This window comes from Lactobacillus sp. PV034 (assembly GCF_014522305.1).
Classification (GTDB): domain Bacteria; phylum Bacillota; class Bacilli; order Lactobacillales; family Lactobacillaceae; genus Lactobacillus.
Genome location: NZ_CP041982.1, coordinates 1,306,311 through 1,320,887 on the forward strand (window position 1 = coordinate 1,306,311; position 14,577 = coordinate 1,320,887).

Consider the following 14,577-nt stretch of genomic DNA (forward strand, 5'->3'; position numbering starts at 1 on the left):
GGATTTCTTTTGTATAGTAATTTAAAAGTATACTAAAAGGGAGGAATAAAACATGACTAAACCGATTATTGGTATTTCAGGTTCAGTGATAATCGATGATGGAGGGATGTTTCCCGGTTATCGTCGTAGTTATGTAAATGAAGATTATGTAGATTCAATTGTACAAAATGGTGGAATTCCTTATATCATTCCATTTAATGAAGATGAAGAAGTAGTTAAAGCACAACTTTTGAATGTACAGGGACTTGTGCTATCGGGTGGACATGATGTTGATCCTCATAATTATGGTGAAGAATTAGAACAGAAGATTGGTGATGTCTGGCCGGAGCGAGATGTCTTTGATATGCGCTTATTAAAATTAGCGGAAGAGAATAATATTCCTGTCTTAGGCATTTGTCGGGGGATGCAAATTATTAACGTGGCCCACGGTGGCAGTCTTTATCAAGATTTGAGTTATCGTAAAGAAAAGACATTAAAACACTCACAAAATCAAACTCCAACGTTGGTTACCCATACTGTTAAGGCAGATCCTAATTCTAAGATTGCCAATATTCTTGGTAAAGATGAATTTTTAACTAATTCATTCCACCATCAAATTGTAAAAAAAGTGGCTCCTGATTTCACAGTAGCTGCCAAATGTGTTGATGGAGTAGTGGAAGCAATTGAAAATAAAGATGCATCAGTAATTGGTGTTCAATGGCATCCTGAAATGTTGCATCGTGTTGTTCCATTCCAAAATAACTTATTTAAATACATTATTGATCACGCTGAAAAAAGATAATTAAGAAAGAGAATAATAAATGAGTAAAAGTGAAAATGATAAATTAGGTTTTTGGTCGATAGTATTCTTGGCCATTAACGCTATTATTGGTTCTGGTATTTTCTTGACGCCACAAAGCGTTGTTCAACAAGCTGGTTCTAAGACCTTGTGGGTTTATTTCATCGCTGCTTTAATTGCATCTGTTTTAGCCATTTCATTTGCGGCAGCAGCAAAGTACGTGACTAAGTCTGGCGCAGCTTATGCTTATGCCAAGGCTGCATTTGGTAAAAATGTTGGATTCTACATGGGAATTTTACGTTACTTTTCAGCTAGTGTTGCTTGGGGAGTAATGGCAGTTGGTGTTGTTAAATCAACTATTTCTATCTTTGGTGGTGATCCTAATAATAAGTGGGGCGTTACCTGGGGATTTTTGATTTTAATGGCAATTATTACGATTATCAATTTGTTTGGACAAAAAGTTTTGAAATATGTAATGAACTTGGCCACAATTGGTAAATTAGCTGCTTTAGTTTTGATTATTGTAGCTGGAGTAGTTTTACTAATTATGACTGGTGCTTCTCATAATTTAGACTATGTCGATCATATTACTAGAGATGGTAAGCAAATTGTTCCAACTTTGACCACTACCGGATTTGTAATGGCAGTTGTTTCTGCTTTCTATGCCTTTACAGGATTTGAATCAGTAGCTTCAGGTTCAGAGGATATGAAAGAACCACAAAAGAACTTACCACGCGCTATTCCATTAGCCATTTTGGTAATTGCCGTTGTTTATATTGGGGTAGTAGCGGTTGCAATGGTTCTTAATCCGGCTGCTTTGATGACAACTACACAAGTAGTTGCTATTGCTGCAATTTTTAAGAACGAAATTTTGCGTGATATTATCTTAGTTGGTGCCTTAATTTCAATGTTTGGAATTAATGTAGCTTCAAGTTTTAATGCTCCTCGTATTTTAGAAGCGATGGCAAGAGAGAAACAATTATCAGCAAGTTTAACTAAGAGAACTAAGAACAATTTCCCAGTAAGGACTTTCTTTGTTTCAGTAGCATTGGCAATCTTAATTCCTTTAGCATTTGAATATAATATGACCAATATTATTACTTTAAGTGCGATGGTAAGATTCTTTGGTTTCATTGTTGTGCCCTTAGCCGTAATTCAGTTCTTCAGAGGAAAGACCTCAGAGACAGTCTTAAAAGCTTCAAAGAATGTTTGGACTGACGTAGTAGCACCAGTTATTTCTATTTTATTGGTTATTTTCTTATTGGTTGAATATAATTGGAAAACCCAGTTTGGTATAGTCAATGCTAATGGGGTAGTTACTGGAATTAACTGGTATGCAATTGCGATGATTGTCTTTGGCTTTGTTATTTTACCAATTATTATGTTTATTATCTCTAAGTTTGATAAGAATACTGAAATATAAAACAGTAATTTATTAGTTTATTTTTAAGAAAATTGAGTATAATAAAATGTAATAGATTTAATCTATTACTGGATGCCGTTTTATGGTGTCTAATAATTTAATAAGCTTGGGCTCTTGCTAGTGCAAGAGCCTTTTTTTGTAGTAAAAAATAATTTTGGCCAATAAATAACACTATTGGGTCTTTATTTAAAAGTGAAAATTTTATATACTCAAAGTCACCTCAAATATGGGAGACGAAATTACTAATGAAAAAGTATTGGAAAAATTACCTAATCGCTGAAATAGTTATTGGAGCAATTATTATTTCATTGGGAGAATTACTTGGTAATAAACAAAATTCAACAAAGATTATTTTATTAGTAACAATCATTGTCGACCTAGTAGCCCTCTATGTCCGAAATATTCCGGCAAAATTAGCAATCTTGTTACGATGGATTTTAATTTTTACTGTTCCAATTGTTTTACAAGGAGCATGGAAGTTAGCATATCAATTTTTGGTAAAACACTTCTCTAATGCTGAGATTTTAATTTCTATTATCTTTTTTGTAATTTATCTTGTGTTAGATATTCCCTTTGTAGTTGGTGTAGTAAGTAAAGTAAAATGGACAATTCCACGACTAATTGCAGTGGGTTGGTTAATGGAAATAATTTTTGCAACACCGACTATTAAAGGAACGGATAAAATAATTCATCAGACGATGTCAAATGGATTATTAGCTGCAATCGCATTTGTGATCACGGGATGCTATTTGGCACAAGCTTGGGGGTTCAAGTTTAATCCAGATTTAAAATTTATTAAGAGTCAAAATTTTTCGTATCTTGTATTAATTGCCCTAATAGTTTATGGAATTTGGGACATTATTTGGAATGACTTTGGTGCTAATGGGAATACAGTAGCCTCTGTATTCCTATCTTATGGTGCAGCTCCTATGAAGTTTACTTATAACAGTTTTGCATCTGCACTAGAAGCAGGAATTTTAGAAGAAATGATGCGCTATTTGAATATCATTATCTTGCTATATGGGTTACGAAATTATAAAAATCGTGTTAATCTAACTATTTTGATTAGTGCAGGCTTATTTGGCTTATCTCACTTAAGTAATCTGGGTTGGCAAGATCTTGGCTCTACGCTTGATCAAATTGCTACTACTTTTGCAGCAGGATTATATTTGGGGATTTTATACCTTTATAGTGGTAAGTTATGGTTACCAATGATTGAACATTTTTGTTTAGATTTTTTTGTTTTTGTGCAAGAAGGTGGAGATTTGCCTAGTAAATGGACAAATGACCCTGTTACTTGGACAATTTTGCTGGTTTCTGTAGTTGCACCAGTGATTGTTTACATTTGGATGATGTTTGGTAAGCGACAGCAAGTATTAGAAGAAAATGCGAAACGAATAGTTGCACCGATGTTTGAACAAACAGAATAATTATTCTAAAAGACGTTAATTAAAATTAACGCCTTTTATTTTGAATAAAATAAAACTAAGAAATATTGACATAATTTAAAAATAAAATTAATATATTTTAATAAAAATAAATTTAATTTTAATAATATGAATGGAGAAGCATATGAGTGCAATTGAATTAGTAAAAACAAAAGTTAGAAATTATGTTAATAGAAAGAATATGTACAGGATAAAGAATGACAAATATATTATTAGAAGCTAATCATATTAAGCGTGACTTTAAGGAAAAAGATAAAGTTTTTCACGCAGTAAAAGATATCAGTTTTGATTTACATGAAAGTGAAGTTATTTCCTTTATTGGACCTAATGGAGCAGGAAAAACTACACTTTTAAAATCTATTTCTAATTATTTAGTTCCAACAGCAGGAGCTATCGAAGTTATGGGAATTAATCTTCTTAAAGAGCCACGCAAGGCAAGGAGAAAAATGGGTGTCGTTTTTGGTGGAGATCGTGGTTTTTATAATAATGCGACTGCCAGAGAAAATTTACGATTTTTTGGAAGATTACTAGACGTTAAAGAAAAAGAATTAAACCAAAATGTAGAAGAGGCGTTAGAAACTGTAGAATTGGCTAATGTTGGTGATAAAAAAGCCGGTACTTTTTCTAAAGGGATGCTCCAAAGATTACATATTGCTCGTGGTTTAGTTAATAATCCCAAAATATTAATGCTCGATGAGCCGACTGCAGGATTAGATGTTGAAGCAGTTTATGAGATTCGAGCACTTGTTAAAAAGTTAAAAGAACAAGGTCATGGAATTATATTAACTAGTCATGATATGGCAGATATTGAGAACTTAGCGGATAGGATTTTTCTGATTGGTGGAGGAGAAATTCATTTTAGCGGAGATATAGGCGCACTAAAGGAATTTGCAAAAGTAAACCAAAATGAAAGTCTGGAAAAAACTTATTTGCAAGTGGCAGATCAATTAAAAAGGAGAGATTAATATGCAAAGATTTCTTCATTTAATTGGTTTTCAAGTCAAAGAATATGTAAAAAATACATATTTTGTAAATTTAGTCTTAATTCAGACCAGCATGATGATGCTTTATGAATACTTAGCTCATTATGTTCATCATGATTATTCAGGACAAGAGTGGTTGATAGCTGGAGTAATTGGATTATGGGCTTCTTGTACTACCAGTGGCGGAGCACTAGGTTTTCAAAGATTCCAAGGAACCTTGCCTCATCTTTTAAATGGGGCATTACCACCATTTGAAATTTTACTAGCTACTCTAGCACCAGCTGCTATTTATGGTTTGGTTGCCTTCCCTTTGTCGGCTTTAGAGGCATTTATTTTAGGGATTCCAGTAAACTATTTAAGCTGGCAACTTTTACTAGGTATTGTAGTCTTGTGGTTTACAGCGACAGTTCTTAGTTATGTAGTCAGTTTGATTTTTGTTTTATCAAAGCATGCGATGCAATATGAAGAGTTATTGTTATTGCCAATCTTACTATTATCAGGATTTTTAACTATTCCGCCAGTTTTACTGCCTTATCTGGAACCGTTTCAGCTGCTAAGTCCTTTGACTTTGCCGATTCAGATTATTTATCATCAGGCAGTTAAACCGATAACGATAATTTTTTATTTTTTGATTATTATCTTGTTTATTTTAAGTGCATTGAAAATGACTAATGTAATAATTCAAAGAGCAATAAAAGAAAATAGGTTGGAGATCTTCTAATGAAAAATTATCGTATAACTTTTAAATCAATCGGAAATTTTGATAGTGTTCCTACTGTAGTGGTAACTTATTTAATTTTACCTATCGTTTCGTTAATCATGTTATTGTTGATTGCGTTTAGTGGGAACCAAGATTATACTCGTATCTTGCTTGGAAGTTTAATGGATACGGGAATGGCAACTATCATTGGGGTAATTGTTGGTAGCTTTGTAATGGACCAAAATTTAGGAGTAAGTGAAGAAATAATTTCGATTAAACCTAAATTTGGGAATTATTGGCTTCCTAAAATATTGATTGCCTTTGGAGTAATGGTAGTTGAAGTTATTGTGTTAATGTTAATTGGCTTATCATTTTTACATCAGTTAAATTTACTGCCAAAGGTATTAATTTCTTTACTCTTTTTTGGAGTAATAGCAATTATTTTAGGGTATATTTCGGCAATTGCTGGGAGAGGAAAGGAAAATCCTTATTGGCTTTCTAACTTTTTAATTGGTGTCATTATAATTTTGTCAGGTGTAATTATTCCGGTAACGCAATATCCTTTGTGGTTAAAAGTAGTAGCTGACTTATTTCCAATGAGTAACATTTTAAATTGGATTCAATCAGAGTATTGTTTTAATCAAGAATTGTTAGTCATTATTTGGAAGTTATTAGCCTGGTATTTAGTAGCTTTGATTTTTAATAAAATTCAAACAAAGAAATCAAGATAAAAAGAAAATCACGTACTACAAAAGTACGTGATTTTTTATTGCAATTAAAGTAATTGAATATTGTTAGCTTCACAAGCTTCTACCATGTCCTTTGGCCAAATACTTGCCTGCACTTCGCCAATATGTGCTTTTCCTAAAAGTAACATACATAAGCGAGACTGACCGATTCCTCCACCAATTGTATATGGTAGTTCACCATTTAAGAGCATTTGGTGGAAAGGAAGAGATAATCTTTCTTCTGCATCGGCTTTCTTTAACTGGCTGCGTAAACTATCTTCACTGACGCGAATACCCATAGATGAAATTTCTAGTTTACGTTGTAATGGCTCATACCAGAAAATTAAGTCACCATTTAGTTCCCAATCATCATAGTCGGGTGCACGACCATCATGTGGTTGATTGCTACGTTTTAATTTATCACCAATTTTCATCAAAAAGACAGCTTTTTCTTCTTGAGCAATTCGATCTTCACGTTCCTCAGGACTTAATTCTGGCCAGCGATCCTCTAATTCTTGTGTAGTTACAAAAGATACATGTCCAGGTAAGTGATAAGTTGAGCTAGGGTAACGACTAGCAACAACTTTTTCAGTCTTCTTGATTGCTTTAAAAATTTGGTTAACTGTTACTTCAAGAGTACTAATATTTCTTTCACTTTTTCTAATGATTTTTTCCCAGTCCCATTGATCTACGTAAATGGAATGGAAGTTATCTAAGTCTTCATCACGACGAATAGCATTCATATTAGTATAAAGGCCCTCATGAACTCTAAAACCGTACTTTTTAAGAGCGAGGCGTTTCCATTTAGCAAGTGAATGAACAATTTCAATTTCAGCATCAGGGATAGCTTTCATGTCAAAGCCAACAGGCCGTTCTACACCATTTAAGTTATCATTAAGTCCAGTAGCCTTATCAACGAATAAAGGAGCTGACATTCTTTGTACATTTAGCTGTGAAGCTAATTCGGCTTGAAAAGTATCTCTAATGCAGACAATTGCTGCTTCAGTATCACGAATAGTTAAAGTAGGTTGATAATCTTTTGGTAAAATTAAACTCATATTTTTCTCCCTCAGTTAAAATTTAGGAGAAAAGAAAAGCCCTTCACTCCTGAATAGTTCAGGACGAAAGGCTTTTTCCGCGGTACCACCTAAATTGCCTAGTATAAACTAGACCGACTTAATAGAATACAATCATATTCTACCGGCTAGGTAACGTACCGGTGACGACTTCACTTACTTTAAAAATATTTCGGTGAGCTGCTAGAGAAGTGTTTTTCGATAAGTTAGGGTCTACTAGTTTTTCACTACCACTAGTTCACTGCAAGAATAACTTATTTACTCGTCTTCTTTATTGCATTTAGAAATTGAATTATTATTGTTTATATTAAAGCTCATTTAAATAAAAAAATCAACAGTTAATATAATAAATTATTTAAAAATCTTGGTTGAGTTTAACGATTTTTTTTTGTTAAGATTAGGAGTAATGATTTTAAAGGACTGAAAATAATGAAGAATAAAAAAAGATTATGGACTTTTTTAGCTGCGCTTGCCTGTGTGTTTTGGGGAATATCTGGTCTTTTTGCAAAAGGACTTTTTAATATTAGTTCTGAAATTACACCAATCTGGGTTACGCAAGTAAGGATGATTGTAAGTGGAATTTTACTTTTAATCTTTGCCCAAGTTACAGGGAAAAAACCACTGAAGACGGTAACTAATAGAAAAGATGCAATTACTGTCTTTTCGTATGGTTTATTGGGTTTAGTACCAGTACAATTTTGTTACTTTATGGTAGTGCAAGAAGCTAATGCTTCAATTGCGACAATTTTGCAATTTGTTGGTCCATTTTTTGTTATGTTTTACATGGTTTTCTTTGAACATCAAATTTTACGTAAAATTGATCTGTTAGCAGCTATTTTTGCCTTTGTTGGGGTTTTCTTTTTAGCTACTCATGGTCACTTTAATGAATTGTCTTTATCGCCAAGTATTTTATTTTGGGGATTTTTATCAGCCATTGGAGTTGCTACTAATACACTTATTCCGCGAAGATTACTAGATCATACCTCAAGCATTGTCGTTACAGGTTGGGGGTTGTTAGCGGCTGGAATTGCACTTTTTATTGCTCATCCAGTTTGGCCAAAATTACCAGCAAATATGACTATCTTTTGGTTGATGTTGGGAGTAATTGTTATTGGAACTTTAATTCCATTCCAGTGGATGATGGGTGCCCTTCGTTATATTCAACCTTCTACTGCAACTTTATTAGATGCTTTTGAACCAGTATCAGCTACAATTGGATCAGTAATTATTTTTGGGTTAGTAATGGCACCAATTGATTGGCTAGGTTCAGTAATGATTATTTTGGCAGTTCTTGCCTTAAGCTGGCAACCTAATGAAGCCAAACAATTAAAAGAAGAAGAGAAAGAATAATAAAATCTGGAAAATAAAAAACCTGAAAGCTTAGCTTTCAGGTTTTTGTTTAAGTCAAATTATAGTTTATTGGTTAATGAATTGTGCCTTAAGGTATTTAGTTTGTACCCAACCTGTTTGGTCGCTTACAACATCAGTTACCTTAGTCCATTGGTGGTCATCTGTAATAGCAAGGACATTTAAGAAAGTTCCAGTCTTAAAGTATTTACCAGTTACATGACCATTAGGAGCAGACCAGCTAGCAATGCCATAACCAGGCTTGTAATTTACTGTGGCAAATGAGAAGGCCATTTGGGTAATATCATCATTTGCTGGTTTAGTAGCAGCGGTTACTTTAGCATATTGGCCATCAATCCATTGGTTACCACCTAAGTTGTACCAAGTGTGTCCATTAACATTGGTGGTACCAAAGAACTTCCAAGCAGAACCAGTCTTTAAGTACTTACCACTAATAATATTGTTTGCTGGTTGTGACCAAACAGCAATACCATAACCAGGGCGGTAGTTAATACGAAGAGTACCAGTTACATTGCTTGTAGTTGTAGAAGAAGTGGTAGTAGTCTTAGCTGGTTTGGTATTAGTAGTAGAACTAGTGGAGTAGTTAGTATCACTAGCTAAAATCCATTGATTACCACCCAAGTTAATCCATAAAGCATTGTTATCAGCAGTCTTGAAAGCTTTCCATTGTGAGTTATCAGCTAAAATACGACTAGTTTTAGCTGCACTATCAGGTTTAGTGTAAACAACTGCACCCTTTTGACTAGTAATTTTTACAGTAGTATTAATTACTTTAGTTGAAGTTTCAGTGTCTGACTTCTTAGTATCTTTTTTAGTGGTAGTAGTTGCTGGAGTTGAAGTAGAACTTGTTTTACCAACAAGGTCACTAGCTAAAACATATTGCTTTCCACCTAGGTTGTACCAAACTTGGTTGTTAGCTTCAATACGGCTAAATGCTTGCCAACGAGAACCCTTAGTTAAAGTACGAGCAGTCTTAGCAGCTGTATTAGTATCTGAATAAATTGGGGCACCATTGTCACCAACAGTGACTACTTCACTAACTGAAGTAACTTTAGCAGCTTCTGATTTTGTAGTAGCCTTTTCAGAAGTAGTTTTTTTGGTATCAGTTTTACTAGTAGTAGAACTAGTAGTTTCTTTTTGGCTAGTCTTAGTTTCAGAAGTTGTAGTAGCTGAAGTAGTAACAGGACTAGCGTATTGACCGTCAATCCAACCAGAGTTGTCAGCTAAGAGGTACCAAGTTTTACCATTAACTACTTGGCTACCGCTTACTTTAACAGTAGTTTGACCAGATACAAATTTACCAGTAGTAGAACCTGTTGGACTTGACCAAACAGCAATACCGAAGTTGGCATTGTAGTTAATTTTCACAGTTTCAGCTTTGGCTTGGAATACGTTTGTTTGTTGTTGAGTAGTAGTTGCACTGGTAGTAGTGGTATCAGCTGCATGAGCAGTACTTGTTGATACTGCAGTTAGTGCTAATGCACAAATACCGGCACTTAAGGCTAATGATTTTTGAATTTTCATAATATTATACCTTCTCCAATAATTAATTAAGATTTTTTACATACATAGTGTACATGCTAATGATAAAAAATGATATGTTTTTTTGTTAAAAATAGGTGAAATTATTAAATCTTTAAACTTATCTTGGTCAGAGTAGCCAAACATGCGTGTCTAATTTACAGAAACGTCAGTTGCATAAACCCATTGATTACCACCTAAGTTATAAGCAGGCACACCATTGTTAATAGTAGCAAATATCTTCCATCTTGAACCATGGCGTAATACACGACCAGTAGCAACAGATTTTGTTCCACCAGCAAGACTAACATTCTTATAGATTCTAGCTCCACGTGTGGCAGTTACAGTTGCAACAGAATGGTTGCTGACAATTGGAACTTGACGACCAATAGCAGGATCTTGATTGAAGTTAACGTATTTACCCATAATCCATTGATTACCGCCAAGATTGTACCAGCTTTGACCGTCAGCAGTTTGAACCACTTTAAAGTAACGCCATGAGCTATGAGATGGTAAATATTTATGAATCGGGTGCATACCTGGTTTTGACCAGACAACGACTGGGGTATGGTAAGTAATAGTTGCAGTACCTTGTAATTGATAAGTTTGGGTAATGGTAGTGGCTGGACTAGTGGCTTGTGCAGTTGCAGTAGAAGTAACTGCGCCAATACTTGTAGCAACTAAACCAGCACTTAAAACAGTTGTAAATTTCATGATGTGTTATCCTCCGTGGTAATTAGTATTACTGGAAAGATTATGCCAGATTATTAAACAAATATTATGGTTTATTGCAAAAGTGAAATAAGAAAATAAAAAAAGAAGAAAATAAGGCTGAAAAAGCGCGAATTTTCTTCTTTTTTTGTAAAAATAATATTTTTTATTGCAAAAATGCAAAAAATAATTATCTAACTAAATAAATAGATAATAATATGAACAAAGATCTACTTCTCTGATTTAATTCTAGTATAAGCTTCATTAAACATTTGAACCATAGAATTCATTCCTAACGTAGTTAATGCGGATAATAGTTTTGAAAGAGAAGTTGAATCTTTAGTTAATTTATAGTGGAGGAGTTGATTTAAAAATTGTCTACGAACTTTTATATACATGGAATAATTGGTAAGTTGAATATTATTGAGTTTATTAAATAATTTTATTGCATAATCAGGAGCAAAATAAATAAGCATTTGAGCTGCATTTAATAAAGTATCCATAGTATCTATAAAATATTCAAAGCCGCCCTTTTTAATTTCTGAGAGATTATTAATAATTAATAGTGCAAAACCATAGATATTCTTAGGTGGTAGCAACATAAGTGAATTTCCAAAATTAATAATATAATAATGACTCCAATAGTTTACATTTGAAAATACCTCAATTAAATCATTGAGATAGTGATGAGGAAATATGTTCTTAGAAGTCAAATTTAAATAAAAGGAACAAGCAGTTGCCGCATTTAAAAGATCAGTAGTTTGATGAGAAGCTTGATAAATTTTTATCCATTTTAAACTTAACTGTCGCAATTCAAGATCGCTATTGAAATTGAGAGCACTATTTATTTGGTTAACAAAGGGAGTGTGAGGAGTAATGATAGTAATAGATATAAATTCAAGCAAAGAAAAATGAATATTATTTAAAAGCTCAATCATTTGTTCGAATTTTATATTAGTTTGACCGTTTTCCCAACGAGAGAGTGTAGATACGGTAGTTACATTTTCTGCAGCTGTGGCTAAAGAAATATTTTGCTCTTTATGAATTTCTTTAAATTTTTCACCAAACATATATAAGAAAGGATCCTTTCCATATGAAAAAATCAAAATTAATTAGTATTTGTTTAATTAGTATATTAGGATTACAATTGTGGCGAGATATGATGGGAGTAGGAGCAAGTAAGCTCATTTACCTGCCACCTGAAGCCCGCACTATCCATATAAATCATAATGTTAATAATGATAAATAACAATTAAATTATCATTATAATTTTTGAAGTTAACCTCCGAAGTTGTACAAAAATTCAATTTTGGAGTTTTTTTATTTTACTAATGTACACTTTTAAAAAAGTATACTAATTGAAGTAGATAATGAAAGGGTAAAATAAATATGACAGAGTTGATTAAATATCCATCTTTAGTTGGAATTGTTTGTCCCAAGTGTCAAAAGCAGGGCGCATCAGTTACTAAACTAAAAACTAAAACTTTTTCAGCAGATATGAAAATTTCTGGTAAAGTAAATGTAAATGAAGTTTATCGTCCAGAATGGGAGGATGATGTACAACAAGTGTTAAGTGAAAAAGACATAACATTCACGCCTCCCGTTACTTTAAAACAGATATTGGACAATCCAATTCCTGTTAACGTGCTGCAGTGTGAACATTGTAAGAAAAAATGGATTCCTGATCTTGGTACGCAAGAGGCGGATCAAGATGAAGTGCTTGCAAAGCCAGCTTTCCTTCACATTAGACGCAAGAAAAAAATTGTTGGTTTAGCTGTAAATATAATGCCAATGTTAAATGGAGCACTTACTAATGCTTTCTTACCAAATGGTGGCGAAACAATAATTCCAACTTTGGTTAAACATAATAGTCTTAGCTACTTTTATAATAAAAGTGCAATGTTAGCAAGTGGCGTAAGTGCTATCTCAACTGAAGAAATTACAGCTGAAGCTGGCCAAGTTATTGACGTGGAAGTTGCTGCAAAACTTGTTTTTGAAAAAAGCTAGCTAGAAATTATCTTAATCTGATCTTTAAGACACCGGGATTAGGTTAGCAAAAATAAAAGACCTAAAAGTATTCGTTGACTTTTAGGTATTTTATATTTATGCACTTACCCGTTCTTCATGTCTTTGAAGAATCATATCTACAATCGCATTTGCAATATTAACATTAGTTAATAATGGTCCGTGTGAATAAGAGCCAATTAGGTTCTTATAGCGTAATCCTTCTTCTTTGTCTTGAGGATTGTTACCATAGCCCTCAATCATTTGACCGAAGGGATGTAATTTATTTGTATCATCGAAATAAGTTTGCCCTGAGTGATTTTCAAAGGCAGTTACTTCGCCCCATTCGGTCATATATTTGGTATCACCAATCATACGCTTATCAGATTTAAAGATAGTATGAAGAGGAAGAATACCTAATCCTTTAATAGTTACACCTGAGTTAGTTTTATAATAATCACCCATTAATTGATAACCACCACAAATACAGAGCATTGGATTACCACTGTTAACATAGTTGTCAAGGGTATCTTTGTGACGAACTAGGTCTTTTGCCACGACAGTCTGTTCAAAGTCTTGGCCACCGCCAAAAAAGATAAAATCATAGTCATCTGCATTGAAGTCATGATCAAGTGAAATATTATCCACTTGTGTATCATAGTTCTTCTTTTTGAGTAAGTATTTTAATACCTTAACGTCGCCCGAGTCACCATAAGTGTTCATTAAGTCTTCATATAAATAGGCGATTTTAATTGTATTATTAGACATTGCTTGATCAATCCTTAAATTTATTCTTAGTATGAAGTATAACTCAAAAAGATTGTTTAGCTCAAAATCTTTAGTATTATTTAACTTATTTATTATTGCTTGTTTTCATAATCCTTCTGAGCTGCTCCATGGTTAATTGGTCCATATAAGGTACCAACTTTGATTGGATGAGAAAGAGCATAGTAGGTAAAGTCTTTAGCTATTTCAACTGCATTCTTGATATCATTACCCTTAGCAAGTTCAGCAGCAATTGTAGCAGACAATGTATCACCAGTACCATTAACTCGATTAGTTTCAAAATAAGGCTTGCTCAACCATATTTCACTGCTATCTTCTAAAAGCAGATAATCCCGGACTTCACTTTCATCACCAGTATGTTTCCCCTTAATTAGGACATTTTTGGCGCCCATATTTTGTAGGATTTGAGCTGCCTTACGGATGTCATCATCATTATTTAACTCAATTTCTGCTAATTTTTGAGCTTCATAAAAATTAGGAGTAATGATGGTTGCAAGAGGAATTAATTCATCTAAAAAAGTTTGGTATGCTTCATCCTCTAATAAGGTTGCGCCATGTTTAGTAGTAATTACGGGATCAACTACAATATTTTGCATCTTAAATTTTTTAAGGTTTTCTGCAACTGCATGAATAACTTCTTTACTACCTAACATTCCAGTTTTACTGGCTTTGATCACATAATCATCATTTAAAACTTGAAATTGACGATTAATAAAATCAACTGGCATTAATTGTTGGGCAAAGATGCCTTTAGAATTACCGGCAACAGCTGAAGTTAGTAAGCCTAAGCCATAAACACCAAGAGCATAAAAAGTATGAAGGTCAGCTGGCATCCCAGCACTACCATCACTATCGTTTCCTGCAATTGTTAATGCTTCAGCATGTTCTTCTAATTCAGTCATATAAACATCTCCTCGTAGTGACTTTATACTAAAACAATTATAAAGCATTAAACTTTACTAGGAAACTAAAATGCTATTTAGTGGTCTTAATTTAAATTCTTTTACTCTTCAGGCATAATAAAAGTAAAAGAATAAGAAAAGAGATAAAA

Annotated in this window: 15 protein-coding genes and 1 other annotated feature; of the genes, 9 read left to right on the plus strand and 6 right to left on the minus strand. The window is 33.4% G+C overall.

Translation table 11 applies throughout. From position 1 onward, the window contains the following. Nucleotides 1–52 precede the first annotated feature (52 nt). The 6 genes from FP432_RS06545 (at nucleotide 53) to FP432_RS06570 (ending at nucleotide 6,063) form a co-directional block, all read left to right on the plus strand. Nucleotides 53–781, plus strand: coding sequence for a gamma-glutamyl-gamma-aminobutyrate hydrolase family protein (locus tag FP432_RS06545; RefSeq protein ID WP_265488514.1), 729 nt, complete (start codon nucleotides 53–55; stop codon nucleotides 779–781). Between the two features lie 19 nt (nucleotides 782–800). Continuing rightward, nucleotides 801–2,201, plus strand: a complete 1,401-nt coding sequence (locus FP432_RS06550; RefSeq protein WP_265488515.1) for an APC family permease — start codon at nucleotides 801–803, stop codon at nucleotides 2,199–2,201. 245 nt (nucleotides 2,202–2,446) lie between these two features. Then, on the plus strand, nucleotides 2,447–3,631 hold the full coding sequence (locus FP432_RS06555; protein WP_265488516.1) for a CPBP family intramembrane glutamic endopeptidase: 1,185 nt from the start codon (nucleotides 2,447–2,449) through the stop codon (nucleotides 3,629–3,631). Nucleotides 3,632–3,846: 215 nt separating this feature from the next. Further along, on the plus strand, nucleotides 3,847–4,614 hold the full coding sequence (locus FP432_RS06560) for an ABC transporter ATP-binding protein (RefSeq protein ID WP_265488517.1): 768 nt from the start codon (nucleotides 3,847–3,849) through the stop codon (nucleotides 4,612–4,614). A 1-nt stretch (nucleotide 4,615) separates the two neighbouring features. Next, a complete protein-coding gene (locus FP432_RS06565) occupies nucleotides 4,616–5,353 on the plus strand; it encodes an ABC transporter permease (protein ID WP_265488518.1) in 738 nt (245 codons plus the stop codon). Next, entirely contained in the window at nucleotides 5,353–6,063 is a 711-nt protein-coding gene (locus FP432_RS06570) for an ABC transporter permease (RefSeq protein ID WP_265488519.1), read from the plus strand. The genes FP432_RS06565 and FP432_RS06570 overlap by 1 nt, the downstream gene beginning before the upstream one ends. A 44-nt stretch (nucleotides 6,064–6,107) precedes the next feature. Here the strand turns inward: FP432_RS06570 and asnA are convergent, their stop codons facing one another. Beyond that, a complete protein-coding gene (gene asnA / locus FP432_RS06575) occupies nucleotides 6,108–7,118 on the minus strand; it encodes an aspartate--ammonia ligase (RefSeq protein WP_265488520.1) in 1,011 nt (336 codons plus the stop codon). 56 nt (nucleotides 7,119–7,174) lie between these two features. Then, nucleotides 7,175–7,420: a binding site (T-box leader), on the minus strand. A gap of 145 nt (nucleotides 7,421–7,565) precedes the next feature. On the opposite strand from asnA, the gene FP432_RS06580 reads away from it, so the two are divergent. Then, nucleotides 7,566–8,486: a DMT family transporter gene (locus FP432_RS06580; protein WP_265488521.1), complete on the plus strand. Its 921-nt coding sequence runs from the start codon at nucleotides 7,566–7,568 to the stop codon at nucleotides 8,484–8,486. A gap of 66 nt (nucleotides 8,487–8,552) precedes the next feature. On the opposite strand, the gene FP432_RS06585 is transcribed toward FP432_RS06580, so the two are convergent. From FP432_RS06585 to FP432_RS06595, 3 genes are all read right to left on the minus strand, one after another. Further along, the gene (locus FP432_RS06585) at nucleotides 8,553–10,028 is read right to left on the minus strand and encodes an SLAP domain-containing protein (RefSeq protein ID WP_265488522.1); all 1,476 of its coding nucleotides are present in this window, start codon (nucleotides 10,026–10,028) and stop codon (nucleotides 8,553–8,555) included. 150 nt (nucleotides 10,029–10,178) lie between these two features. Next, entirely contained in the window at nucleotides 10,179–10,739 is a 561-nt protein-coding gene (locus tag FP432_RS06590) for a hypothetical protein (RefSeq protein ID WP_265488523.1), read from the minus strand. Between the two features lie 227 nt (nucleotides 10,740–10,966). Beyond that, nucleotides 10,967–11,806: an Rgg/GadR/MutR family transcriptional regulator gene (locus FP432_RS06595; protein ID WP_265488524.1), complete on the minus strand. Its 840-nt coding sequence runs from the start codon at nucleotides 11,804–11,806 to the stop codon at nucleotides 10,967–10,969. A 23-nt stretch (nucleotides 11,807–11,829) separates the two neighbouring features. Here FP432_RS06595 and FP432_RS06600 point away from each other — a divergent pair, with 23 nt between their 5' ends. Together FP432_RS06600 and FP432_RS06605 are read left to right on the plus strand one after the other, a co-directional pair. Then, entirely contained in the window at nucleotides 11,830–11,985 is a 156-nt protein-coding gene (locus tag FP432_RS06600) for a hypothetical protein (protein WP_265488525.1), read from the plus strand. Nucleotides 11,986–12,125: 140 nt separating this feature from the next. Next, the gene (locus FP432_RS06605) at nucleotides 12,126–12,743 is read left to right on the plus strand and encodes a hypothetical protein (RefSeq protein ID WP_265488526.1); all 618 of its coding nucleotides are present in this window, start codon (nucleotides 12,126–12,128) and stop codon (nucleotides 12,741–12,743) included. Between the two features lie 96 nt (nucleotides 12,744–12,839). On the opposite strand, the gene FP432_RS06610 is transcribed toward FP432_RS06605, so the two are convergent. After that, nucleotides 12,840–13,508: a type 1 glutamine amidotransferase gene (locus FP432_RS06610; RefSeq protein WP_265488528.1), complete on the minus strand. Its 669-nt coding sequence runs from the start codon at nucleotides 13,506–13,508 to the stop codon at nucleotides 12,840–12,842. A gap of 92 nt (nucleotides 13,509–13,600) precedes the next feature. Continuing rightward, a complete protein-coding gene (gene thiD, locus FP432_RS06615; protein WP_265488529.1) occupies nucleotides 13,601–14,428 on the minus strand; it encodes a bifunctional hydroxymethylpyrimidine kinase/phosphomethylpyrimidine kinase in 828 nt (275 codons plus the stop codon). Nucleotides 14,429–14,577 lie beyond the last annotated feature (149 nt).